Origin of the sequence: Streptomyces xanthii (assembly GCF_014621695.1) — a bacterium.
Classification (GTDB): domain Bacteria; phylum Actinomycetota; class Actinomycetes; order Streptomycetales; family Streptomycetaceae; genus Streptomyces; species Streptomyces xanthii.
Genome location: NZ_CP061281.1, coordinates 7,264,361 through 7,288,709, shown reverse-complemented (window position 1 = coordinate 7,288,709; position 24,349 = coordinate 7,264,361). Strand labels below are relative to the sequence as shown.

The following is a 24,349-nucleotide window of genomic DNA, read 5'->3' as shown; positions in this document are numbered from 1 at the left end:
AACGGTAGGCGGGGCGGGGCGGGAGCGCTTCTTGATTCCTGATCGTGTGGACCCGGCCCCGACCCGCCGCCCGCGGTGGCGTCAGTCCAGCAGGCCGGCGACCATCTCGGCGAACTCGTCCGGGGTGGCCAGGCGGATGCCGAGGTCCTCGGCCTTGGCGCGCTTGGACCCGGCGCCCTCGCCCGCGACGACGAGGCTCGTGTTCTTCGAGACGCTGCCCGAGGACTTGCCTCCGGCGCGCTCGATCAGCTCGTTCATCTGGTTGCGGGACAGCTTCTCCAGGGGGCCGGTCATGGCTCCGGTGACGACGACCTTCATGCCGGCCAGGGGCCCCGCGTCCGCGGCGGCGTCCGTCTCCTCGGTGCCCTCGGCGGGCGGCGGGGTGGCGCCGGGCTCGGTCATGCTCAGGCCGGCCGCGGCGAGCCGGTCGATCTGCGCGGCCAGCTCGGCCAGTTCGGCGACGATGACCGGGGCCTTCTCGGCGCCGATGCCGTCGACCCGCTGCATGGCCTCCGCGTCGGCGGCCCGGATGTTGTCCATCGTGGCGAAGTGGCGGGCGATGCGGCGGGACATGGAGCGGCCGGTGCCGCGCACGCCGAGCGCGCACAGGACGCGTGACAGCGGCTGGGTCTTGGCGCGCTCCAGCGCCGCCATCAGGTTGTCGGTGCTGGTCTCGCCCATGCGCTCCAGGCCGAGGAGCTGCTCGCGGGTCAGCCGGTCGAACAGGTCGGGCAGGCTCTCGACGAGTCCGGCCTCCACGAGCTGGACGACGCGGGTCTGGCCGAGGCCCTCGATGTCGAGCTGGTCGCGGCCCGCCGCGTAGCTGATCGAGGCCACCACATGGCAGTTGCGGCCGCGCTCGCAGCGCCAGCGCTGCTCGCTCGTGTCGATGCCGGAGCCGCACTGCGGGCACTCGGCGGGGAAGACGATCTCCTGCTCTTCGCCGGTCCGCAGATGGGCGACGGGCGCCTCGATCCTCGGGATGATGTCGCCCGCCTTGTAGACCATGACCTGGTCGCCGAGGCGCAGTCCGCGGCGGGTGATGTCCGCCGGGTTGTGCAGCGTGGCGTACGTGACGGTGGAGCCGTCGAGCTCGACGGGCTCCAGGACGGCGCGCGGGGCGATGATGCCGGTGCGCCCCACGTTCCACTCCACGGCGAGGAGCCGGGTGATCTTCTCCACGGCCGGGAGCTTGAAGGCGACGGCCCAGCGCGGGGCGCGGGTGCCGGAGCCGGCCGTGGCCTGGTCGGCGGCGAGGTCGGCCTTCACGACGATGCCGTCGATGCCGAAGGGCAGGTCGGCGCGGAGCGCGGCGATCGCCTCGACCCGCTCCAGGACCTGCTCGACGGAGGTGAGGACGACGCCCGGCACGTCCGTGCTCGCCGGGGTGTTGATCCCGAGGGCGGCGGTGCGGTCCATGAGCGCGCCGTGCGCCTCCTCGGCGAGCCGCGCGGCGAGTGCCTCGTCGGTTCCGGGCAGCGCGAGCAGTCCGTAGCCGAAGAAGGTCATGGGGACCGTGTAGGCGCGGTCCTTGGCGCGCAGGGTGCCCGCCGCCGCGTTGCGCGGGTTCGCGAAGGGGTCGCCGCCGTGCTCGGTGCGGACCTCGTTGGCGTACTCGAACTGGGCGGTGGTCATGAGGACTTCGCCGCGCACTTCGAGGGTGACCGGCTCGGTGAGCTCGGCGGGCAGGCCCTCGATCGTGCCGGCGGCGTGCGAGACGTCCTCGCCGGCGGTTCCGTCGCCGCGCGTGACGAGGCGGGCGAGGCGGCCGCCCTCGTAGCGGGCGGCGATGGCGAGGCCGTCCAGCTTGGGCTGAACGTTCCAGCTCGCGACCTCGCGCCCGATCCTGCGCTCCAGGGAGGCCGACCAGGTGGTGAACTCCTCGTCCGAGAACACGTTGTCCAGGCTCAGCATCGGGACCGTGTGCGGGACGTCGCCCTCGACCGCGCCGCCCGCGACCTTGCCCGAGGGCGAGTCGGCGAGGACCTCGTCGGGGTGCTCGGTCTCGTACACGGTGATCGCCCGAACGAGCCGGTCGTAGGCGTCGTCGTCCAGCGTGGAGGTGCCGCCCTCGTAGTACGCGGCGGAGGCACGCCGGGCGTCCGCCACGGCCTGGGCGTAGGCGGCGGCGTCGGGCAGCACGAAAGGAACGGCAGAAGTCGTCGTCATGCCCTCCATCCTGCCTCCCACCACTGACAATGCCGTTGCGGCCGCCTCGTGGCGAGCGGCGTGGCAGGGTGGCGATCATGACTCTGGATGTGCGCCCCGCCACTGTTTTCGACGACGTCCGTGCCGTGATCGGGCCCAAGTCCCCCGATGCGACGGTGTGCTGGTGTCTGAGCCACCGCGTGCCCTCGAAGGTCGACCACACGCTGAAGGGCCAGGAACGCGGGGCGTACGTGGCGGAGTTGTGCCGCGCGGAGGTGGCTCCGGGGGTGCTCGCGTACGACGGGGACGTGCCGGTGGGCTGGGCGGCGGTGGCCCCGCGCGCGCAGACCTCGTACGCGCGCAGCCGGGTGATCCCGCACGTGGACGATCTGCCGGTGTGGTCGCTGTGGTGCGTGCGGGTGCGGCCCGGGCACCGGAAGAAGGGGGTCTCGCACGCGCTGATCGAGGGCGCGGTCGCCTACGCGCGGGAGCGGGGCGCGCCGGCGATCGAGGCGTATCCCCTGGACAACGGGGAGGCGCGGGTCGACACGACGATGGCGTACGTGGGGATGCGGCGGAACTTCGAGCGGGCGGGGTTCACGTTCGCGGCCGGGACGAAGTCGAAGCTCGTCGGGCTGCCCCGGATCGTGATGCGGCTCGATCTGCGCTGAGGGACGCGCCCGCGCGGTGACGAAGCCGTGACACAAAAGGGGGCAACTGCCGCGCGGGCCCGCGGGTCGTAAGGGGCGAGGGCGGGAGACGGGCGGGCGCGTGCGCGTGCCCGGGGCGTCTTCCCTCCCCCGGGCCGCTCACGTCGTACGGCCCGGATCACCCGGCAGGCCGACCGACCGACATGGGGGAACGAAGATGAACGTACGAGTACACCGGGGCACGGCGGCGATCGTGGCGGCGGTGGCCGTCGCCGCGATCGGGGCGCTGGCCGCGCCGGCGGGCGCGGCCGGCACCCCGCGCTTCCTGTCCCCGTCCCAGCTGCCGCCGCACCCGTCGTCGGCCTGGTACGCGGGCCCGGTGACGGCCGGGCAGCCCGACCCTCTGCCGATGTGCGTGGGCGACGCGCTGCCGTCGACCTCCGTGCACCGCGCGTACTACACAGACCTGGACACCAACGCGCTCCAGGTGACGGTCGTCGAGCGGGACGCCCAGCACGCGAAGGCCTTCGCGGCGCTGCTCCGCAAGCACCTGGACAGCTGCGCGAAGGACGTCATGGCCGAGTACCCGGACGTGACGGCACGCCAGAAGTACTACGGGAAGCTGCCGGTGGAGGAAGGTGCCGTCGTCTACGGGGTGAACACCCGGACCACGTGGGGCGCGACGGACATCAACCTGTTCTCGGTCGGCCGCGACGGGCGCGTCGTCACGGTGGTGCGCTGGGGCCAGATGGGCGGGTTCCGGGACGCGCCCGTGGCCGCGTTCAAGAAGACGACGGTGACCGCGGTGAACAAGCTGCGCTGAGCGGTGGCCGAAAAGCGCGGGGCGGTCCCACGGATCGTCCCGCGCTGTTCATTCCCCCGCCCCTTCGGTCGCGTAAAGATAACGGGTCTGGTCCGAAGTGCCGTGCGCCGTGGGGGTGTCCGGCACCGTATGGGGAAGGAACCCTCGATCGTGCGACGCAGATCCCTCATCACCGCGACGGCCGGAGCCGTCACGCTCGGCGGCCTCACCTCGCTGCCCGCCGAGGCGGCGGCTCCGGCTGCGGCGCAGAACGGAGGCAGGCCGGTGACCACGTTCGACGTCATCAGCGACATCCAGGGCGACCTCGGCGACCTGGCGGTCGCGCTGCGGGACATCCGGGCGACGAACCCGCACGGTTCGGGGCTCGCGGTGGCCGGGGACATCACGCCCCGCGGGTACGACGCCGAGTACGCCGAGGTCCGGAAGGTCATCGCGCGGGAGCCGCGGCCGCGCGAGATCGCCTGGGCGATCGGCAACCACGAGTTCTACGTGCCGAAGTGGGCGGACCCGCAGACGCTCGCGCAGGCCACCTGGCCGAACGGGACGACGGAGGACTCCCTGTTCCGCTCCTTCTACGGCTTCGCGGAGCGCGGCCGGGTCTACGCGGAGACGACCTTCGGCGGGATACCCGTGCTGACCATCGGCACGGAGCGGTACATGCACTACCACGACCCGAAGCTGTGGGACGAGGTGTGGCTGAGCGAGGCGCAGTTCCAGTGGCTGGAGGAGCGGCTGCGGTACTGGGCGGGGCGGCGCAAGCCCGTCATGGTGATCACCCACCACCCGCTGCCGAACACGGTCTCGGGCACCCGCAACAAGCTCTACCTGAGCGACTACCTCCAGGCCGACCGTCTGCTCGGCCTCCTCGGCCGCTATCGGGACGTGTTCCTGTTCAGCGGTCACACGCACTGGGACCTGGGCCTGTCCGACTGGTACGTGCGCCGCGTGGTGCCCGGCACCGCGAACCTGGAGGGCTTCTCGGTGGTCAACACGGGCGCGGTGCAGACCGGTTTCACCGACAACGGCACGGGCGGCGAGAACACGGTGCCCGGCACCTTCAACCAGGGCCTCCAGGTGGAGGTGCACCGGGACCGTGTCGTCATCAAGGCGCGTGACTTCGCGGCCGGCGCCTGGCTGAAGCAGGTGACGGTGCCCCTCGCCACCAGGATCTGAGCGAGGGGCCCCCGGGCTCGGGACGCGGCCGGTCCGTCCGTCAGGCGGCGGTCGCGTCCAGCACCCGCCACTCGCGCCTGCCGAGGTCGGCGGGGGTGCCGTCCAGGACGCGGGCGGTGCGGGTCACCGGGTCGAGCGCGACCGTGGCGAGGCTGCCCCAACGCTGGCCGAGCGGCTTGTCGAGGTCGGGCAGGCAGGTCACGCCCGGCTCGTCCGGGCCGGTGACGAGGACGGCCGCGAGGTCGTCGCTCGTGCGCACGGTCCGGCCGTCGGCGAGGCGGGCCTTGACGAAGTCGCGGCGCTCGCCCGAGTCCGGCTGGTACAGCCACGACTTCTCGTCGGCGGTGAGCCGCGCCGTGAGGAAGTGGTTGGTGCGGATGAAGGTGTCCTCGTCGGGGCCGACCGTGAACACGCCGGCCGGGCTGAGGTCGAGGAGCGTCGCGTCGTGCTCGTCGAAGAGCGTGAACGAGCCGGACGAGGTGACGGGGGCGGAGCGTACGAGGTCGACGGCCTCGGCGACGCTGCCCGCCTCCTCCAGGACGATCGCGGCGAGGACGTGCATGGGGATGCCGCCGACGCCGTCGCGGACGTGGCCGAGGATGTTGAAGTGCAGGGCGAGGCCCGCGCTGTTGACGCCGATCTTGCCGAGGATGCCGTCCTCGGTGAGGCCCGCGAAGTCGTGCCGGCCGCCGCGCGACTCGACGGTGTGCCACATGGCGCTCAGCTCGACGTGCCAGTCCCAGGTCTGGACGCCGAAGGGGTGCGGGGTGCCGGCCGTGGGCCTGCGGACCAGCGTGGTGCACTCGCCGGGGGTGACGCCGACGCTGCGGGCCAGGATCTCGGTGCGGGCGTTGAGCGCGGCGATCCGCCACAGGTCGGCTCCGCTGCCGGCGGCGATGCCCTCGATCTGGGCGCGGGCGCCCGGCCGGAAGCCGCCGATGACGTCGAGGGCGCGCTCGGCGTCGGCACGGACCTGCTCCAGGGGGACCTCGCCGAGCGCGAACAGCCGGTCGTAGACCTCGATCGCGGCGGGCACCGCGTCGCGCAGCCGCTCGCCGCGGGCGACACCGCGCTCGTACGGGTCGGCCGCGGCGGCGACGATGTGGCGGCGGTGTGCGGGACGGGGAATCGGCGTCGCGGTCACGAGGGGCCTTTCGCTTTCGGGGGTGGTGCGGGTGAGAGGTCGGGGCGGCCGGAGGCCGTCAGGGACGGCACTGGACGACGCCGTCGACGACGGTCGCGAGGACCGCGTTGCCGGGCTGGTCCTGGGGCGCTAGGTCGAGCGGGTCGGCGGCGAAGACCGTGAGGTCGGCGCGGAAGCCGGGCGCGACGCGGCCGCTCTCGTGGGCGGTGCCCGCGGTGTACGCGGCGGCGACGGTCATGCCGAGGTAGGCCTCGCGGGCGGTGACGGCCTGTTCGGGCTGGACCGGCGCCTTGCCGGGTTCCTCCACGGGCCGGCGCAGCTGGCAGTCGGCGAGGGCGACGCGCGGGTCGCCGGGGCCGATGGGCCAGTCGGAGCCGAGCGCGACGACGGCGCCGTGGTCGAGGAGGTCGCGGGTGCGCCAGCCGCGCGCGGCGCGGTCGGGGCCGAGGCGCCGCGACCAGTTGTCGGTGGCGTCGGCGCGGGTGTGCCGGGTGCCGTGCACGGGCTGGAGGCCGGCGACGACACCGAGTTCGGCGAACCGGTCGAGGAGGTCGTCGGGCAGGGACTCGATGTGCTCGATGCGGTGCGGGGCGCGGCCGGCGGGCCCGGCCTCCTCGATGACGTCGAGGGCGAAGCGCACGGCCTGGTCGCCGATGGCGTGGGTGGCGGTGGGGATGCCGCGCTCGGTGAAGAAGTGCACGGCGGCCCGGTAGGCCTCGACGTCGCGCCACAGCGGTTCGCGGTTCTCCCCGTGGATGTCGGGGTGGTCGAACCAGGCGGTGCCGTTGTCGGCGGTGCCGTCGAGCATGAACTTGGCGCCCTCGACGTGCCAGCGGCGGCCTCGGCGGCCCTGGAGGCGAGCGATCTCCTCCCAGACCTCGGGCGCCGAGTCGGCGGGGACGAGGGGGGAGCAGCGGATGCGCAGCGGCAGTTCGCCGTGCTCTTCGAGGTGGCGGTAGACGTCCTCGGAGGGGTCGGTGAAGTCGAGGGCGTGCAGGCCGGTGAGTCCGGCGGCCGCGAGCCGCTCCAGTTCGGCGCGGACGTAGCCGGCGGCGGTGGGGACGGGGATCTCGGGGTGGTGCGCGAAGACGAGGTCCATGGCCTGGAGTTCGACGACGTACCCGGTCGGGCGGCCGTCGGGGCCCACCTCGACGCTGGAGGCGTCGGTGAAGGTCTCCGCGCCGGTGAGGCCGCAGACCTCGACGGCGCGCGGGCTGATGACGAGGGCGTGGGCGTCGGCGGTCATGAGGGACACGGGGGTGCCGGGGAAGCGGTCGGCGAGGAAGTCGCCGCTCGGGTCGCCGTCGAAGGCGTTGACGTTCAGGTCGTAGCCGAGGATCCAGTCGTCGGTCTCCTGGCCGGCGGCAGCCTTGCCGAGACGGGCGCAGATCTCGTCGAGGCTGTCGGCGCCGCGCAGATCGACGCCGCTGCCGATGGAGATGGAGCCCCAGACGGGGTGGGCGTGCACGTCGACGAGGCCCGGCAGGATGGTGGCGCCGGGGAACACGTGCACGGCGGTGTCCGGCCCGCGCAGCGGTGCGAGGTCCGCGGCCCGGCCGACGGCGACGATCCGGCCGCCCGTGACGGCGACGCTGTCGGCCGGGGCGGTGGGTTCGTCGGTCAGGGGCTGGACGTGCTGGGCTTGCACGATGACATCGGCGTGCACGGTGTTCCTTCGGCTCGTCGTACGGGTTCTCGGCGGGGGTGCGCTCAGGCGCGCGGGATGGAGCGCAGGACGCGCGTCGCGGCCCAGTAGACGGCGGCGGCGACGAGCATCCCGGAGGGGATCGCGAGGTCGACTCCGCCGAGCACGGTCGCGACCGGGCCGGTCCAGAAGGTGGTGCTGACCCACGACGCGGAGGTGAGGCCGCCGACGACGAGGGCGAGGATCCCGGCCCAGTGGACGCCGCCCCGGTACCAGAAGGGGCCGCCGCGCCGTTGTTCGAGCAGGTCGGCGCCCCGGTAGCGGTTGCGGCGCAGGATCAGGTCGGTGACGGCGACGGCCATGGCGGGTCCGGTGACCGCGACGACGAGCTGCAGCATCGTGTTGACGCTGGTCAGGAAGTCGAAGACGAGGATCGCGTAGAGGGTCATGGCGGTGCCGAGAACGCCGATGATGAGCACGGCGGGGATGCGGGCGAGGCGGACGCCGACGGACTGGATGGCGAGGCTCGCGCTGTAGGCGGTCATGCCGTTGTTGGTCATGGTGTTGACGACGACGGCGATGACGAAGACGGGGACGAACCAGCCGGGCAGGATGCTCTCCAGCGCGCCCTCGGGGTCCGTCATGTCGAGGCTGGTGGCGGCGAGCGCGCCCACGGTGGTGAAGACGACGCTGGGCAGGTACGCGCCGAAGGCGGTCCAGCCGGCGATCGCGACGGGACGGGAGTCGCGCGGCAGGTAGCGGGCGAGGTCGGGGCTGTTGCTGTACGACAGCGGCGTGGAGGCGATGATCGTGAAGGCGGCGCCGATCGTCGCGGCGAGCGCGGCTCCCTCGAGGGGCTCGGCCGGCGCGTAGGAGAAGTCGGCCTCGGCGAGCACGTAGCCGGTGACGACGACGAAGACGACGGTGAGCAGGACGCTGAGCGCGGTGTAGAGGCGGACGATCAGCGCGTAGCCGAAGATCGCGATCAGGACGGTGCAGGCCGCGATGGCGATGATGACGGCGGCGTCCACGGCGCTGTTGCGCGGCAGTCCGAGGCGGTCGGCGAGGCCGATGGCGGCGACGGAGGCCGCGGACCAGTTCAGGGCGAGGTAGGCGGCGGCGATCAGCCAGCCGGTGAGCACGAGGACGAACTTGTTGCCCACCACGCCGTACATCGCGCGGGAGATCACCGAGCCGCTGGTGCCGGCGGCGGGGCCGCTCGCGGCGACGATGCCGGTGCAGATCCAGAGCAGGTTCCCGGCGAGGATCACGCCGACGGCCTGCGGGAGGCTCAGGCCCATGAGGATCATCGTCGCGCCGACGACGAAGCTCAGATAGCTCACATTGGGCGCCGCCCAGACGGCGAAGAGCTGGCGCGGCCGGCCGGTGCGCTCGTCGCCGGGCACCAGCTCGATGCCCCGGGTCTCCACCCGGCCGTTCTCCCGCGCCGCGCGCTCGGGCCCGGCCTCTTCGGCGGGCGGCGCGGCGGCGGTGTCGTTCGTCGTCATCGGGTCCTCTCAGGGCCTACGGCACCATCGCCGTTATTGGCCATCTGACCAACACGCTATTGGTCGCACATCCAATAACGTGGATCCCATGACGTCAAGGGTTGGCTCGACAAACGCGGCACAGGCGGGCTCCACGGCTCCGGCCCAGGCCACCGGCGCGACTCCGGGGCACGCCAGGAAGCCCCCCGGCGAGCGGCGCGCGGAAATCCTGCGGACCGCCGCCCGGATCGGCCTGGAGGAGTCGCTGGAGCGCATCACGCTGCGCCGCGTCGCGGACGAGCTCGGCGTCCGGCCCGGACTGATCGGGCACTACTTCCCGGCCGACGACCTCGTCAGCGAGGCGTTCGCCCACGCGGCCGGCCACGAGCGCGTGTCCCTGCTGCCGCCCGCCGAGCGCACGCTGCCGCCCCTGCGGCGCCTGGCCCGCTTCCTCGTCCGCCTCACGGGCGACGACTGCCTGGACCTCGGCCGGCTCTGGCTCAACGCACGCCACCTCAGCCGGTTCAAGCCGGGCCTGCGGGCGGCGGTGAGCGCGCAGGAGGCCGCGACCCGGGCCGCGCTGACCGAGCTGATCGAGGAGGGGGTGCGGACCGGCGCGTTCACGGCCGAGGACCCGCTGGGCGTCACCGTGCAGATCCTGGTGACCGTCGACGGCCTCGGCTCCTACGCCAACGCGGACCCGGAGCTCGACCATCCGGTCCTCGCCGGCATGGCGCTCGCCACCGCCGAACGCCTGCTCGGTCTCGGCGCCGGGACCCTGCGCGCCGAGGCCTGCAACTGATCACCGCCGACCGGTCGTCCTGTCGGGCGTGGACGAGACGAACACGGGCGCGACCCCGATGACGCGGGTGGAGAGCCGTACGGAACCCCCGCCGGACCCGAACCCGGCCGTACGGCGGCGCGGTTCGCGGTGGACGCGCGGCCGGGTGCTCGCCGGGCTCGCCGCGTTCACGGCCGCGCTGCTGCTCGGCCACCGCCTGGTGCCGAACACGCCGGGGCGGCTGGGCAGTCTGCTGGAGGCGTTCCTTCCGTGGCTGGGCGTCGTCGTGCCGGTGCTCCTCGGCGCCGCCCTCCAGCGCCGGTCGGCGACCGCGCTGCTCGCCCTGCTGCTGCCGGTGGCGGCCTGGGCGTACCAGTTCGGCGGGCTGCTCCTGCCCGGGGACGCGCCGACGCGGGCCGGGCTCGACGTGGTGCAGCACAACGCGAGCGACGAGAACACCGACCCGGCGGCGACGGCCCGCGCGCTCGCTGCCGGGCGGCCCCGACTCATCGCCCTGGAAGAGCTGTTGCCCTCGGCCGTGCCCGCCTACGAGAAGGCGCTGGGCCGCGCGTATCCGTACCACGCGGTGCGCGGCACGGTCGGGCTGTGGTCGCGCTACCCGCTCACCGGGGTGCGGGCCGTCGACATCAGGCCGCGCGACCTCCCCGACGACTGGCGGCGCGGGCTGCGCGCCGTGGTGCGCACGCCGCACGGGGAGGTCGCGGCGTACGTGGCCCATCTGCCGTCCGTGCGGCTCGGCGCGGGTGGTTTCGGTTCGGGCCGGCGCGACGAGAGCGCGCGGCTGCTCGGTGACGCGCTGGAGGCGGAGCGGACCCGCGCGGTGATCCTGCTCGGCGACCTCAACGGCACCGTCGACGACCGCGGTCTGCGCCCGCTGACCTCACGCCTGAACGCGTCCGGGCGCGGCCTCGCCTTCAGCTTCCCCGAGGCCTTCCCGGTGGCGCGGATCGACCAGATCATGGCGCGCGGCGGGACCGTCGGACGGATCCGCACCCTGCCCGCCACCGGCAGCGACCACCTGCCGATCACGGCGCGGATCACCCTGCGCTGACCGCCCGTTGTCAGTGGCGGCCCCTAAAGTCCTCCCCCGTGACAGACATCTCCGCGACCGCGGCCACCGACGCCCAGCTCACCACCACCGCCCGGGCCTACGACCACTGGGCCGAGCCGTACACCGAGCTGGTCCGCACCGAGTTCGACCGGCTCCCCCTGGACCGGGCGATGTTCGCCGCGTTCGCCGACACCGTGCGGGCGGAGCCCGTCGGACCCGTCGTCGAACTGGGCTGCGGACCCGGCCGGCTCACCGCACACCTGCGGGACCTGGGGCTCGACGCCTCGGGGATCGACCTGTCGCCCGTGATGATCGACATCGCCCGGCGCACCTATCCGGACCTGCGCTTCGAGGTCGGCTCGATGCACGCGCTCGACCTGCCCGACGCCTCGCTGGCCGGGGCCGTTTCCTGGTACTCGGTCATCCACGCGCTGCCCGAGGACGTGCCGGGCTACTTCGGCGAGTTCGCGCGGGTGCTCAGGCCCGGCGGCCATCTCCTGGTCGGGTTCTTCGAGTCGGAGGGCGGCCCTGTCAAGCCGTTCGACCACAAGGTGACGACGGCGTACCGGTGGCCGGTCGACGAGGTCGCGCGCGTGGCGGCGGAGCGCGGCTTCACGGAGACCGGCCGCATGCTCCGCGAGCCGCGCGAGGGCGAGCGCTTCCGGCGCGGCCATCTGCTGCTGCGCAAGGGGGACTTGGGCTGACGGGAGCGTCTTGTCGGCCCTGCCGGGCGCGTGCCGGACACGCACGGAGTGCACGACGGACCCGCATCGGACTCCGCACCTGTGCCGGACGGCACGACGCGTTGTGACCGGTTCCGGCGCTCGGCCGCGACTCCGGATGCGGCCCGCCCGGATGCCGCACTCCGGAGTCGGCCCCCAGCACGCCCGTCGAGGCCGGCACGCGGAGCGCGGCCACGACCGCGAGGTCGTGGCCGCGCCGGGTCGGAACTCAGGAGTTCCGGGTCAGTCCGCGCAGTTGTGCGCCGCGGAGCGGGCCGCGCCGATCGTCACGTCGATGCCGGTCGCGCTGGTGAGGTGGACGGCGGTCACCTCGATGCCGTCGGCCGTCTTCTTCTGCTCGTTCACGACGAGCCGGGCCAGGCCCAGGTCGATCGTGTGGTCGGGCGTGTCCGGCACGTCGACGACGGCGCCGGCGATCTTCAGGGTGAGCGAGGTGCTGCCGGTCTGCCGCGTGCAGCTGCTCGTCGCGGTGGCGGTCAGGCCGGACACCTCGACGACGGGCAGTCCGGCGATGCCGACGCGCGCCTTGCTCACCGAGGCGGTGGCCGTCGCCGTGCTCGGGCCCGTCTTGGCGTCGACCTTCGCGCAGAGCGCCTCCGCGCTCAGGACGAGCGTGGAGACGGACGCGGTGCAGGGCGGGGCCTTGGTGACGGCGGCCGCGGTGCGGACCTCGCCCGTGTCCGGGGTCGGGTCGACCTTGACGGAGAGCAGGGGCAGCGGGACGTTCGCCGACAGGCCGAAGGCCCGGCCGGTGACGTACTGGAGGCTCACCGCGGCCTCGGCCTTCGACGCCTTGTACGCGTCGTCGCCCGCGAACTCGGCGGTGACGGGAACGGTCGCGTCCGCGTTCAGCGGCTGCTGGACGGAGGCGATCGTGCAGGCGGCCCGGCCCTGGTCGTCGGTCTTCGCCGCGCACTTCTGCGCCGCGTCGCCCGCGCCGAGGGTCAGCGCGACCTCGCGCCCGGTCACCGGGGCGCCGCCGTCCTTCTCGGTGAGGGTCGCGGCCAGTTCGGCCGGGGACCCGTTCGAGACCGTCTTCGCCCCCGTGTACGCGAGCTGTGTGTCCTTCTGGACGGGCGGCTGCGGGGCGCCCGCGCCGACGTCCAGCAGGTTGGCGTCGATGTTCAGCGACACCCCGCCGTACGACTGCGTCAGATCACCGGAGTACTGCTTGATGCGCTGGTGGTCGGCCCACAGCGCGGCGGGGATCCGCGGCTCGTCGGTGGTGGCGTTGTCGTCCCACTTGGCGAAGTCGATGACGTCGGGGGCGAGGTAGCCGCCGCCCTGCGCCGCGTCGACGAGGTCGGTGATCAGCGAGGACAGGCTGCCGTACGCGCCGGAGCGGTAGCCGAGCTCGTGGACGGTCCGGGTCCAGGACTCCAGGAACGCGGTGACGACGGCGCCGTGTTCCCCGTCGTAGTGCTCCATGTTGTAGTAGAGCACCGAGCCGGCGGGCAGCCCGAGGGCGCCGGCCGCCTGGACGGCGTCGCGGGCCGAGGCCGCGCCGTCCGCGACGGGATCGTCGATGACGTCGCAGGTGCCGTTGCAGCTGCCCGCGTCCGCCGAGGCCTGCGGGCCGACGTAGATCGGGAAGTACTTCCAGCCCGCGTCGTACTGGGCCCGCATCCAGCCCTCGTCGACGGTGACGCCGCACCCCGCGTTCACACCGCCGATGTAAACGCCGACGGCGCCGTACGGCGAGGCGCCCTTCCAGGCCTGCATCTGGGCGGCGGACGGCGCCGCGCAGCGGTCGAAGCCCTTGCCCTGGAAGGACGTGGAGTCTTCGGGCAGCGCGGCGGCGGCCGCGGTCTTCCCGGCCGTCCCTGTGGACCGGACCGTCCTCGCCTCCGACACCGGCAGGCCGGCGCTGCCCAGGACGCGCTCGACGTCCTTGCGGTCGCCGCTGTAGGTGGCGGTGATCTCGAGGCCGGGCGCCGTGGCCCGGTAGGAGTGGTCGGTGGTGTCGCGGGTGACGCGGGTGGTGGACGCGGCCCCCTCGCGCGTCCGGCCGGCGGGCTGTACGAGCATGGCCTCGGTGCGGCCCAGCGCCTTCGCCGGACAGTCCTGCCGCGCGCCCGGCGTGCCGAGGTACACGGCGTGCCGGTCGAAGCGGACGCAGGTGTCCGGGTGCCGGTCGAGATCGATGACGTCCCAGGACTCCGGAACGGTGAACGTACGTCCCTGGTAGGTGACTTGGTCGGTTGCCGGCACGCCGTCGGCCGGTGCGGCCGCCTGGGCGGCCGTCGCGGTGCCGAGCGTCCCGGCGGTGAGCGCCGCGGTGGCGGCGCAGGCGAGCAGTGCGCTGCGCAGGGTCGTGCGCGCGCTGCGAAGTGGTCTGTGCCGAGTGATGGTTCCCCCTGAACCCGGCGCCGGCCGTGCATGACCGGCGCAACTCCAGCGTTGACCCACGGGACACTGCGGGACCGGCGCGTCACCCGTCAATCGCCGGCCCGGTGCACCCCGGGGGAACCGGACGCCGCGTCAGGGCCCACGCCGGGTCCGGCCGTCACCCTTACCGGGAGTAGTACGCGCAACGTGTTCGAAATGTGGTGCGGGCGGGGCGAGAAGGGCCGGGTCAGGGCCGCGTCCCCTTGCGCGGCCCACACACGCACGCACACGAGACACACGCCGTCTCCACCGTCACCGGTTGTCCTGATCGCACCCTCGGGCCCGCCGCCGGGTCAACGCCCTCTATTGTTGCGCGAGTTGAACGTCAGCACGGAACGGGGGACACGTCCGGCATGCCCAGGAGTCACGACGGCGCGAAGCGCGGTGCGGCCCTCGTAGAACCGCTGGAAGCGACGGATCCGCAGCGCGTGGGCCCGTTCCAGCTGCTCGGCCGGCTGGGCGCGGGCGCCATGGGGCGGGTGTATCTCGCGCGGTCCGAGAGCGGTCGTACGGCGGCCGTGAAGGTCGTGCACGAGGAACACACCTCGGACCGCACCTTCCGGGACCGGTTCCGCCGTGAGGTCGAGTCCGCGCGCCGGGTCGGGGACGCGTACACCGCGCGGGTCCTGGACGCCGACCCCGAGGCGGCACGCCCCTGGATCGCCACCGGCTACGTGCCCGGCGTACCCCTCGAACAACTGGTCAGGGAGAACGGGCCGTTGCCCGCCGGCACCGTCAAGGTGCTCGCGCACGGCCTCCTGCGGGCGCTGCGCACGGTCCACGAGGCCGATGTCGTGCACCGCGACCTCAAGCCGTCGAACGTGATGGTGACCGTCGAGGGCCCCCGCGTCATCGACTTCGGGATCGCCCGCGCGCTGGAGACCTCCGCCGAACCGCGGCTGACCGGCACCGGCATGGTGGTGGGCACGCCCGGTTTCATGGCGCCGGAGCAGGTGCGCGGGGACAAGGTCGGGCCGAAGGCGGATGTCTTCGCGCTGGGCTGTGTCCTCACCTGGGCGCTCACGGGCCGTCTGCCGCACGGAGAGCCGGCGAGCAACAACCACTCCCTGATGTACACGATCGTCCACGACGCGCCGAAGCTGTCGCTGATCGAGGACGAGGACCTGCGGGCGTTCGTCGGACGCTGTCTCGTCAAGGACGCCGGCGAACGGCCCGACGTCGAGACACTGCTGGCCGGCCTGCCGTGGCCGGAGGACGGCGCCCGCGACAGCGAGTGGCTGCCGCCGGCGGTGGTGGTGCGGCTGGCGCGGCAGACGGCGCTGCTGCTCGAGATCGAGGCGCCGGAGGACGTGCCGCCCGCGCCGGACGCGGATGAACCCGCCTCCGGCGACGCGTCCGCGCCCCGCGCGCCTTCGCCCGCACCCGCGACCACGACGGCCTCGGGCCACAACAAGACCGCCTGGATCGTGCTCGCCGCGGTCCTCGCCGTCCTGATGACCAGCGGCACGGTGTACTACTTCGTCAGCCAGCGCCCCGACAGCTCGGACCTGGCCGAAGGGCCGACCGGCACGGCCACGCCGTCGGTCACGGCGTCGGCGGGCACCGCGTCACCGTCGGCGAGCGGCACGAAGGACGCCGGAAAGAAGGAGAAGGACGAGCCGAAGGGGGCGCGGAGCGACGCCCCCGAGGACGGCGGGGCCGGTCCCACGGCGCGTCCGGCGGAGGCCGCCGACGGCGACGGGGCGGACGCTCCGGCGGGCGGCGCCGGGGACGGGGGCGACGGCTCCGGTTCGAGCTCCTCCGGCGGCGGGGAGGCGGAGAGCAACGGTGTGCCGTCGTACTTCGTCGGCACGTGGAAGAACGACGCCACCTTCGGCCGCCCGAGCCGGATCACCGTGCAGCGCGCGTCACCGGGCGATCCGGCCGTGACGTTCCGCTCCACCACCGGCGCGGGCACCCCATGCGTCTACGTGGCCCGGCTCATCTCCGTGCAGAACGGCGGCGCCCGCCTCAACCTCGACACAGGGGATCTGGACGAGTCCCGCTCCAGCATGGGGTGTACGAGCCTGGCCGCCTCGTATCTCGACGCCGACGAGCCGTCCGGACTCGACTACTTCGAGAACAAGGACTTCACGGCCGACAACAACGCCTGGAAGTACACCCGCGCCTGACCACCGCACGCCCTCAGTCGCGGGCCCCGCGCAGCGCGTCCAGCATCCGCCGCTGGTGCCGGTGCCCGATCGTCTCGTACCCCACCACCGTGACGAACGGCGCCAGCATCACGACGAGCAGGCACACCGCCACCGGGACCTCGGCGGCCGCGAGCAGGACGGCGAGGGCCAGCATCGCCAGCGTGCAGGCGATCAGCAGGAGGTGGAAGCGGTCGGCGGCGGACAGCAGCAGAGTGTGCAGCAGATAGACCGTCAGGAGGTAGAGACCGACGGGCAGGGCGAGCGCGAGGACGACGGCGACGTGGCCGATCTTCGCGTGGTGCTCCAGGGAGAGGCCCGCGACGTGGAGTCCGGCCCCGGCGCCCGCGATGCCGGCGAACAGCGGGATGTGCCCGTACCCGAAGAGGTAGCCGCGCTGTCGCCGGTGCACCAGGATGTCGCCGAACGGGGTGGAGAAGTACACCCACCACATGCCGAAGGTGAGGCCGACGCCCGCGACGACGACGGCGACCGCGTTCCACGTCCACTCCGTGCCGTCCGCGCCGCCGAGCAGGTCGCCCGAGGAGGCGACGGTGCCGACGACGCCCTCGCCGAGAGTGATGATGGCGAACAGGCTGTACCGCTCGGCCACATGGTGCGGATGCCAGGGCGTGCCGCCGGCCCGGCCCTGTGCGAGAACGGGAAGCACGAGTTCCATGGCGCCGAGCAGGACGAAGCACGGGAACACGACGGCCAGCGACAGATGCGAGAAGGCGAGCGCGACCCATCCGAGCTGGATGACGACGATCCAGCGGATGTTGGCCATGCCGACCCTGCGGTACTCGGGCGACTCCTTGGCGGCGCGCCACCACTGGAGCACCATGCCGACGCGCATGACGACATAGCCGAGCACGATGACCCGCAGTTCGAGGTGGTCGCCCTCCTCGACGGAGTGGAACATCGCGGGGATGCCGAGCGAGAACACCACGACGCCGATCATCGTGATCATGGTGAGGACGCGGTAGAGCCAGTCATCGGTGCCGAACGCGGAGGCGAACCAGCTGTAGCTGATCCAGGCGACGCTGATCGCGAACATGGCGAGGACGAACGCGGTGACGGCCTGCCCGGCGTGCCCCTCGGCGACCATCTCGGCGAAGCGGGAGGCCGCGGTGCCGACCGCCACCACGAAGGTCAGGTCGAACAGCAGCTCAAGTGGGGTGGAGACGCGCTCGCGCTCCCCCGGGTCCCGGCCGGTCATCGGCACCCGGCTGTGCGCGAGTCTGCCCCGCCCGGGCTCACGGTGATCGAAGTCGCTCATGGGCACGATGATGCCGCACCTGCGGATCTCCTCAACCCGGTGTCGCGCGCGCCGCGCGGGCGCCATACTCGCCCCGGCAGAGTTGACATGTGCTCAACTTTTTCGTCTGCGCGCGTTCATCCCACCGTCTCCTCCCACCCCCCAGGAGTTCCCATGGCGCCTGCCGCGCTCCCCCGCTTCACCCGCGTCGCCGTCACGGCCGCCCTCGCGCTGGCCGGTCTCGCGACCACCGTGCCCGCGGCGCACGCGGAGTCGGCGACCCCGAGTCTGCGGGTCCTGACGTACAACACGTTCCTGATGAGCCGGAACCTGTACCCGAACTGGGGCCAGGAGCACCGGGCCGCCGAGATCCCGAAGGCCGACTTCTTCCGCGGCCAGGACGTCGTCGTGCTCCAGGAGGCCTTCGACAACAGCACGTCGGACGCGCTCAAGCAGGCGGCGTCGGCGCAGTACCCGTACCAGACGCCGGTGGTCGGGCGCAGCACGAGCGGCTGGGACGCGACCGGCGGCTCGTACTCGTCGACGACGCCGGAGGACGGCGGGGTGACGCTGCTCAGCAAGTGGCCGATCCTGCGCAAGGAGCAGTACATATACAAGGACGCGTGCGGCTCCGACTGGTGGTCGAACAAGGGGTTCGTGTACGCGGTCCTGAACGTGAACGGTGCCAGGGTGCACGTCGTCGGCACGCACACCCAGTCGACGGACTCCGGCTGCGGCGCCGGGGAGGCGCAGGCGGACCGGGCCGCGCAGTTCCGGGCGATCGACTCCTTCCTCGCGGCGAAGAACATCCCGGCGACGGAGCAGGTGCTGGTGGCCGGTGACCTGAACGTGGACAGCCGCAGCGCCGAGTACGCGTCGATGCTCGACAACGCGAACCTGGTGCCGGCGGACGCGCGCGCCGGGCATCCGTACTCCTTCGACACCCGGGAGAACTCGATCGCGCGCTACCGGTACCCGGACGATCCGCGCGAGGACCTCGACCACGTGCTCTTCCGCGAGGGGCACGCGCGGCCCGCCGGGTGGACCAACACGGTGGTGCAGGCGCCGAGCGCGCCGTGGACCGTGTCGAGCTGGGGCACGAGCTACACGTACACCGACCTGTCCGACCACTACCCGCTGGTGGCCTCGGCGGGCTGACCTGCCCGTACGGTGGCGCGCGGGCCGGGGCGGGCCACGTAGGCTCGTCCCGTGCCCGCCCCGTTCCCCGCCCTGCGCCGTGTCGCCGTCCTCGTGCTCGAAGGAGCCAAGCCGCTCGACGTCGGCATCCCCGCCCAGGTGTTCACGACCCGCGCGAGCATGCCGTACGAGGTCCGGGTGTGCGGGGCGGCGCCCGGCCTGGTGACCGGCGGCGACGGGCTCGCGTACTCGGTGGCGCACGGTCTGGAGGCGCTGGGCTGGGCGGATCTGGTGTTCATCCCGGGCTACCGCTTCCCGGACCGGGAGGATCCGCCGCAGGCCGTGCTCGACGCGCTGACCGCCGCGCACGAGCGGGGCGCGCGGCTCGCGGCGATCTCCACGGGCGCGTTCGCGCTGGCGGCCACGGGCCTGCTGGACGGCCGGCGGGCGACGACGCACTGGCACTACACGCGGGCGCTCGCCGCGCGGCATCCGCAGATCCGGGTCGACGAGAACGTGCTGTTCGTCGACGAGGGCAGTGTGCTGACGTCGGCGGGCGCCGCGTCCGGCATCGACCTGTGTCTGCACATCCTGCGCGGCGAGCTGGGCGTGGCGGCGTCGAACCACGCGGCGCGGCGTCTGGTCGCGGCGCCGTACCGCAGCGGCGGTCAGGCGCAGTACGTGCCGCGGAGCGTGCCGGAGCCGCTCGGCGAGCGGTTCGCGGAGACCCGCGAGTGGGCGCTGCACCGGCTGGGCGATCCGCTCACCCTCGAAGTGCTGGCGCAGCACGCGGCGGTGTCGCCGCGCACCTTCTCGCGGCGGTTCGTCGCGGAGACCGGGTACACGCCGATGCAGTGGGTGATGCGGGCCCGGGTCGACCTGGCGCGCGAGCTGCTGGAGCGCTCGGAGCGGGGCGTCGAACAGATCGCCGCCGATGTCGGGCTCGGGACCGGCGCGAATCTGCGGCTGCACTTCCAGCGGATCCTCGGGACGACGCCGAGCGAGTACCGGCGGACGTTCGCCCGCGGCGAGTAGCGGGCACGTCGCGGGGGCGTTTCGCGCGTGTGTCGCGATCCTTGCGGTTCGTGGCGATCATCGCCCTGTTCGCCGCGGGCGCCGGGCGCGAGTCTTGGGGCGGACGAAAGGACTTCCTCACATGACCCGCATCGCCATCAACGGATTCGGCCGCATCGGACGCAACGTGCTGCGTGCCCTCCTGGAGCGCGACACCGACCTCGAGGTCGTCGCCGTCAACGACCTGACGGAGCCCAAGGCGCTCGCGCAGCTCCTCGCGTTCGACACCACGGCCGGCCGGCTCGGCCGCCCGGTGAGCGTCGACGGCGACACCCTGGTCGTCGACGGGCACCGCATCAAGGTGCTCGCCGAGCGCGAGCCGGTCAAGCTGCCCTGGCGCGAGCTCGACGTCGACCTGGTCCTGGAGGCGACCGGCCGCTTCACCTCGGCCGAGGCCGCGCGGGACCACCTGACCGCGGGTGCCCGCAAGGTGCTGGTCGGCGCCCCGTCCGCGGGTGCGGACGTGACCCTCGCGTACGGCGTCAACACCGACGCGTACGACGCGGCGGCGCACACGATCGTCTCGAACGCGTCCTGCACCACGAACGCCCTGGCCCCGCTCGCGTCGGTCCTCGACGAGCTGGCCGGCATCGAGCACGGCTTCATGACGACGGTGCACGCCTACACGCAGGAGCAGAACCTGCAGGACGGGCCGCACCGCGACCCGCGCCGGGCCCGCGCGGCCGGTGTGAACATCGTGCCGACGAGCACGGGCGCCGCGAAGGCGATCGGTCTGGTGCTGCCGCAGCTCGACGGCAAGCTGTCCGGCGACTCGATCCGCGTGCCGGTGCCGGTGGGCTCGATCGTCGAGCTGAACGCGACGGTGTCGCGCGAGGTGACCCGCGACGAGGTGCTGGCCGCCTACCGCGAGGCCGCGCAGGGTTCGCTGGCCGGGGTCCTGGAGTACTCCGAGGACCCGCTGGTCTCCGCCGACATCGTGGGCAACCCGGCGTCCTCGATCTTCGACTCCGAGCTGACCCGCGTGGACGGCAAGCACGTCAAGGTCGTCGCCTGGTACGACAACGAGTGGGGCTTCTCGAACCGCGTGGTCGACTCGCTCACGCTGCTCGCCCAGGGCTGAGCCCCGGATCCACCGCACGGCGCCCGGTCCTCACGACCGGGCGCCGTTCAGTCTGCGCAGGGTGTCGTCGAGACCGCCCTGGACGTCCGTGGAGGCGGGGGCGACGGCCGCGTCGGGGGCGATGACCCCGATCACGTGGTCGTCGGCGTGCACGACGACCGTGCACGGGGGCCGCACCTGCCGGGCCTGGTGGACGACGGTCGCCGAGTCGGGTGCGAACACGGCGCTCAGGTCGATCACGAACACGTCGGGCAGCAGGATCCTGGCCCGCGCGAGCGCGAGGGTGCTGTCGTGGGTGTGGGACAGCACATGCACCTCGGACACGCTCTCGGCCTGCGCGATCAGGCGCGGCGCCCGCGCGATCGAGGCCAGGACGAGGACAGTGAGCACCCGACCATTCTTCCCCTCTTTCGCCGGGCCCGGTCCGGCGCCACGCATCAGTCGATGTGATGCAGGTCACATAATCCGATGAGGAAACCGGCGTAATGCCAGGCCACAGGAGTGCTCTCACACCCCGACGGTCACACCCGGCCGACGCCGCACCCACATCGGAGCCCCCTCATGCACGTCTCCCTGGAAACGCCCATCGGAGCCCGTCTGTTCACCTCGGACGGCCAGGAATACGCGACCCCGGTCACGCTGCGCCACACCTCGGCCGACCCGGAGGTCGTCCGGCTGGCCTTCCCGCCGCATGTCACCCTCGACGGCCGGGCGGCGGTCTGGACGGTCGCCCGGGCCCTGCTGGCGGACGGGCTCGAGTCGCCCGCCCGGCACGGCAACGTCCGGGTGCTGCCGCACGGCCGGGACCACACCGTCATCGAGTTCGCCTCGCCGGACGGGCTCGCCGCGCTCCGCTTCGACACCGAGGTGCTGCGCCGCTTCGTCGCCCGGACCCGCACCGTCGGCGCGAGCGCCCGAGCGAGCACGCCCGAGGCCCCCGTGCCCGGACCGCGCACCGAGGACGTGGTCGTGCCGCTGAACAGCCGCACCCAGCAGGCCCACCTCCTCGGTCTGCGGCTGCGCGAGATGCGCCAGGAACAGGGCGTGCCGCTGGCGCACGCCGCGGCGGCGGCGGGCCTGTCCCGGCTGTGGGCGGCACAGATCGAGAGCGGCGAGATCCTCGACCTCGACACGGTGTCCCGGTACGCGAGCGGCCTCGGCGCCCGGATCACGCTGTCGGTGGAGTACGCGACCGAGCGCACCGGCGTCCAGGTCGCGCGGCGCCGGACCTCGCAGTGCACCGGTTAGCCGGCGGCCCCGGCCCTCGGCCGACCCGGGTCCCCCGTACGCATGGCAGGTCCCCGCCCCGGCGCAATCCCGGCGGCGGGGACGCGTTGGTCCGGCGGGTACACGGAGCGGTCGCCCGCGCCCGGGAACGGGGGAAGCGGGGCGCGGCGGCCGCTCTCCCGAACCCGCCCCGTGCGAGCGCCGCTCAGCCGTCCGGTGCCTCGAAGTCGCACCACACCGCCTTGCCCTCGCCACGCGGCTCCACGCCCCAGCGCGAGGCGAGCGCCTCGACGAGCATCAGGCCCCGCCCGGAGGTGGCCGTCTCCCCCGGCGAGCGGCGGTGCGGGCGGGCGCTGGAGCGGTCCTTCACCCACAGCCGTACGTGCCGGGGCGTCTCCGGGAGCACTTCGAGGGTGAGGATGGCGCCGCCCTCGGTGTGCACGAGCGCGTTGACGAGCAGTTCACCGGCGGCGACCTCGACGTCGTCGGCGACCTCGCCCAGACCCCAGGCCGTGAGGTGCTCGCGCAGCGCCTGCCGGGCGTCGGCCAGGCCCTCCGGGTCCGCCTGGTGGACGTAGCGGTGGATGCGGGGTGCCTTGGGTGTGCCGGGGTCGGGGACGCGGCGCAGCACGAGCAGGGCGATGTCGTCACCGCTCCCCCAGGTCTCCCACAGGCTGCGCGAGAGGTGGTCGGCGATGTCCTCGGCGTGCTCGGGGCCCGAGCTCAGGGCGGTGGACAGCGCGCCCATGCCGGCGTCGAGGTCGAGCCCCGGTTCCTCGACGAGCCCGTCGGTGCACAGGACCAGGGTCTCGCCGGGCACGAGGTCGAGGCGGGTCTCGGGGAAGTCCTCGAGGGCGAACTCGGTGGCGAGGCCCAGCGGGAGTCCGCCGGGCAGCCGGGGGATGCCGACCCGTCCGTCGACATGGCGCACGAGCGGCGGCAGGTGTCCGGCGCGGACCGCGCGGACGATGCCGGTGGCCGGGTCGAACTGGGCGTAGGTGCAGGTCGCGAAGCGTTCCGTGTCCAGTTCGGCGAGGAAGCGGGAGGCGCGGGAGAGCACGGTGGAGGGCGGGTGCCCCTCGCCGGCGAAGGCGCGCAGCGCGATGCGCAGCTGGCCCATGATGGCGGCGGCGTGGGTGTCGTGGCCCTGGACGTCGCCGACGACGAGGCCGATGCGGCCCCGGGGCAGCACGACCACGTCGTAGAAGTCGCCGCCGACGGCGCGCCCGCCCCAGGCCGCGTGGTAGCGCACGGCCACCTCGGTGTCGGGGACCTGCGGGATGTCCTTGGGCAGCATGGTGGACTGCAGGCTCTTGGCCAGGTCGCGTTCCTCGTCGAAGAGGATGGCCCGCTGCAGGGACTGGGCGACGATGCCGGACAGGCCGACGCAGAGGTTGCGGTCGGAGTCGGTGAACTCCTTGCGGCCCCGGTAGAAGAGGGCGAGGCCGCCGATGGCGCGGTCCTGGGCGACGAGCGGCAGGAACGCGGCGGAGTCGAGCCGGTGTTCGTCGATGTAGGGGCGCAGCCGGGTGAAGCGGTGCGCGATCTCGGGGAGCCGCTCGACGAACAGCGGCCGGCGGTGCACGACCGCGTCGGCGAGCGGGACGGAGTCGTCGATGTTCTGCAGCTTGAGCTCGTCGAGGGCCTGCATCGACTGGCCGACGAGCGCGATGAGTTTGAGGTCCTCGCCCTCGACGAGGCCGAGGACGAGCCCGTCCGCGGCGAACCGGTCGAGGCCGCCCGCGCCGGAGAGCACGGCCACGACGTCGTCGACGGTGACGGCCCGGGACAGCGCCTCGGTCGTGCCCTGGACCATGAGGGCCACGCGGCTGCGCCGGTCGCCCTCGTGGTCCAGCCCGGCCAGTTCGGTCGGCTCGTGGACGGCGGCCCGCAGCAGTCCGACGACGCGTACGGCGCGGCCGTCGCCGTTGCGCAGCACGCGGCCGGAGGCGTGACTGAGCCGCATCGTGCCGTCGCGCATCCGCGTGTGGAAGTAGATCCCGTAGGCGTCGGAGCCCGACTCGACCGCCGCGTTCACGGCCGAGGTGATGCGCACGGCCTCGGCCGGGACGATCCGGCTGCCCAGGGACGCGACCGTGCCGCCGAACTCGGCGCGGGTCAGGTCCACGACGGCGAGGCAGTTGTCGTCGAGGCTGAGCGCCCCGTCCTCCAGGTCCCAGTCGAAGCTGCCCACGTCGTTGAGGCGCAGGCGTTCCTCGAGGCTGATCTCCGGCTTCTCCGCAGGTCTCATGTGACTCTCCGTTGCACCGCCCGGCCACCATAACCGCGCCCCGGCGGCCCCGCACGAGATGCGTCGGCCGGGTCGTGCGCGGCGCCGGGCGGGGGGAGCATGGGAGATGCCGCACGG

19 protein-coding genes are annotated in these 24,349 nt (G+C 73.3%); 11 read left to right on the top strand and 8 right to left on the bottom strand.

Translation table 11 applies throughout. From position 1 onward, the window contains the following. Positions 1–81 precede the first annotated feature (81 nt). Positions 82–2,169: an NAD-dependent DNA ligase LigA gene (ligA, locus tag IAG42_RS33000; protein ID WP_223206259.1), complete on the bottom strand. Its 2,088-nt coding sequence runs from the start codon at positions 2,167–2,169 to the stop codon at positions 82–84. Between the two features lie 77 nt (positions 2,170–2,246). Between ligA and IAG42_RS32995 the strand changes: the two genes are divergently transcribed. From IAG42_RS32995 to IAG42_RS32985, 3 genes are all read left to right on the top strand, one after another. Continuing rightward, the gene (locus tag IAG42_RS32995) at positions 2,247–2,819 is read left to right on the top strand and encodes a GNAT family N-acetyltransferase (RefSeq protein ID WP_188340615.1); all 573 of its coding nucleotides are present in this window, start codon (positions 2,247–2,249) and stop codon (positions 2,817–2,819) included. A gap of 196 nt (positions 2,820–3,015) precedes the next feature. Beyond that, positions 3,016–3,621 (top strand): hypothetical protein, encoded by a 606-nt coding sequence (locus tag IAG42_RS32990; protein ID WP_188340614.1) that lies wholly within the window; start codon positions 3,016–3,018, stop codon positions 3,619–3,621. A gap of 150 nt (positions 3,622–3,771) precedes the next feature. Beyond that, a complete protein-coding gene (locus IAG42_RS32985; protein ID WP_223206258.1) occupies positions 3,772–4,794 on the top strand; it encodes a metallophosphoesterase family protein in 1,023 nt (340 codons plus the stop codon). A gap of 40 nt (positions 4,795–4,834) precedes the next feature. Here IAG42_RS32985 and IAG42_RS32980 read toward each other — a convergent pair whose 3' ends face one another. Genes IAG42_RS32980 through IAG42_RS32970 form a run of 3 tightly spaced genes read right to left on the bottom strand, consistent with a single transcriptional unit; the run spans position 4,835 to position 9,091 of the window. Then, positions 4,835–5,938 carry a C45 family autoproteolytic acyltransferase/hydolase gene (locus IAG42_RS32980; RefSeq protein WP_188340612.1) on the bottom strand — a complete coding sequence of 368 codons (1,104 nt, stop codon included), beginning with the start codon at positions 5,936–5,938 and terminating at the stop codon, positions 4,835–4,837. A gap of 58 nt (positions 5,939–5,996) precedes the next feature. Continuing rightward, the gene (locus IAG42_RS32975) at positions 5,997–7,604 is read right to left on the bottom strand and encodes an amidohydrolase (protein WP_188340611.1); all 1,608 of its coding nucleotides are present in this window, start codon (positions 7,602–7,604) and stop codon (positions 5,997–5,999) included. 44 nt (positions 7,605–7,648) lie between these two features. Continuing rightward, positions 7,649–9,091 (bottom strand): purine-cytosine permease family protein, encoded by a 1,443-nt coding sequence (locus IAG42_RS32970; protein WP_188340610.1) that lies wholly within the window; start codon positions 9,089–9,091, stop codon positions 7,649–7,651. A gap of 88 nt (positions 9,092–9,179) precedes the next feature. On the opposite strand from IAG42_RS32970, the gene IAG42_RS32965 reads away from it, so the two are divergent. From IAG42_RS32965 to IAG42_RS32955, 3 genes are read left to right on the top strand one after another with little or no spacing between them, the layout of a single operon-like run. Beyond that, the gene (locus tag IAG42_RS32965) at positions 9,180–9,872 is read left to right on the top strand and encodes a TetR/AcrR family transcriptional regulator (RefSeq protein WP_223206257.1); all 693 of its coding nucleotides are present in this window, start codon (positions 9,180–9,182) and stop codon (positions 9,870–9,872) included. Between the two features lie 58 nt (positions 9,873–9,930). Beyond that, complete coding sequence (locus tag IAG42_RS32960) at positions 9,931–10,923, top strand: endonuclease/exonuclease/phosphatase family protein (protein ID WP_188341724.1); 993 nt, start codon at positions 9,931–9,933, stop codon at positions 10,921–10,923. A 38-nt stretch (positions 10,924–10,961) separates the two neighbouring features. Then, entirely contained in the window at positions 10,962–11,627 is a 666-nt protein-coding gene (locus IAG42_RS32955; RefSeq protein ID WP_394811264.1) for a class I SAM-dependent DNA methyltransferase, read from the top strand. A 261-nt stretch (positions 11,628–11,888) separates the two neighbouring features. Here IAG42_RS32955 and IAG42_RS32950 read toward each other — a convergent pair whose 3' ends face one another. Next, the gene (locus tag IAG42_RS32950; RefSeq protein WP_188340609.1) at positions 11,889–13,877 is read right to left on the bottom strand and encodes a choice-of-anchor P family protein; all 1,989 of its coding nucleotides are present in this window, start codon (positions 13,875–13,877) and stop codon (positions 11,889–11,891) included. A gap of 530 nt (positions 13,878–14,407) precedes the next feature. Between IAG42_RS32950 and IAG42_RS32945 the strand changes: the two genes are divergently transcribed. Then, positions 14,408–16,186: a serine/threonine-protein kinase gene (locus IAG42_RS32945; protein WP_188340608.1), complete on the top strand. Its 1,779-nt coding sequence runs from the start codon at positions 14,408–14,410 to the stop codon at positions 16,184–16,186. Between the two features lie 13 nt (positions 16,187–16,199). Here the strand turns inward: IAG42_RS32945 and IAG42_RS32940 are convergent, their stop codons facing one another. Further along, positions 16,200–17,483, bottom strand: coding sequence for a low temperature requirement protein A (locus IAG42_RS32940; protein WP_188340607.1), 1,284 nt, complete (start codon positions 17,481–17,483; stop codon positions 16,200–16,202). 153 nt (positions 17,484–17,636) lie between these two features. Here IAG42_RS32940 and sph point away from each other — a divergent pair, with 153 nt between their 5' ends. From sph to gap, 3 genes are all read left to right on the top strand, one after another. Continuing rightward, positions 17,637–18,620, top strand: a complete 984-nt coding sequence (sph, locus tag IAG42_RS32935) for a sphingomyelin phosphodiesterase (protein ID WP_188340606.1) — start codon at positions 17,637–17,639, stop codon at positions 18,618–18,620. A 51-nt stretch (positions 18,621–18,671) separates the two neighbouring features. Then, positions 18,672–19,634: a GlxA family transcriptional regulator gene (locus IAG42_RS32930; RefSeq protein ID WP_188340605.1), complete on the top strand. Its 963-nt coding sequence runs from the start codon at positions 18,672–18,674 to the stop codon at positions 19,632–19,634. Positions 19,635–19,755: 121 nt separating this feature from the next. Then, the gene (gene gap, locus IAG42_RS32925; RefSeq protein ID WP_188340604.1) at positions 19,756–20,754 is read left to right on the top strand and encodes a type I glyceraldehyde-3-phosphate dehydrogenase; all 999 of its coding nucleotides are present in this window, start codon (positions 19,756–19,758) and stop codon (positions 20,752–20,754) included. A gap of 30 nt (positions 20,755–20,784) precedes the next feature. Here gap and IAG42_RS32920 read toward each other — a convergent pair whose 3' ends face one another. After that, on the bottom strand, positions 20,785–21,144 hold the full coding sequence (locus tag IAG42_RS32920) for a hypothetical protein (protein ID WP_188340603.1): 360 nt from the start codon (positions 21,142–21,144) through the stop codon (positions 20,785–20,787). A 171-nt stretch (positions 21,145–21,315) separates the two neighbouring features. On the opposite strand from IAG42_RS32920, the gene IAG42_RS32915 reads away from it, so the two are divergent. Continuing rightward, the gene (locus IAG42_RS32915) at positions 21,316–22,002 is read left to right on the top strand and encodes an SsgA family sporulation/cell division regulator (protein ID WP_188340602.1); all 687 of its coding nucleotides are present in this window, start codon (positions 21,316–21,318) and stop codon (positions 22,000–22,002) included. 184 nt (positions 22,003–22,186) lie between these two features. Here the strand turns inward: IAG42_RS32915 and IAG42_RS32910 are convergent, their stop codons facing one another. Beyond that, complete coding sequence (locus tag IAG42_RS32910) at positions 22,187–24,232, bottom strand: SpoIIE family protein phosphatase (RefSeq protein WP_188340601.1); 2,046 nt, start codon at positions 24,230–24,232, stop codon at positions 22,187–22,189. Between the last annotated feature and the right edge of the window lie 117 nt (positions 24,233–24,349).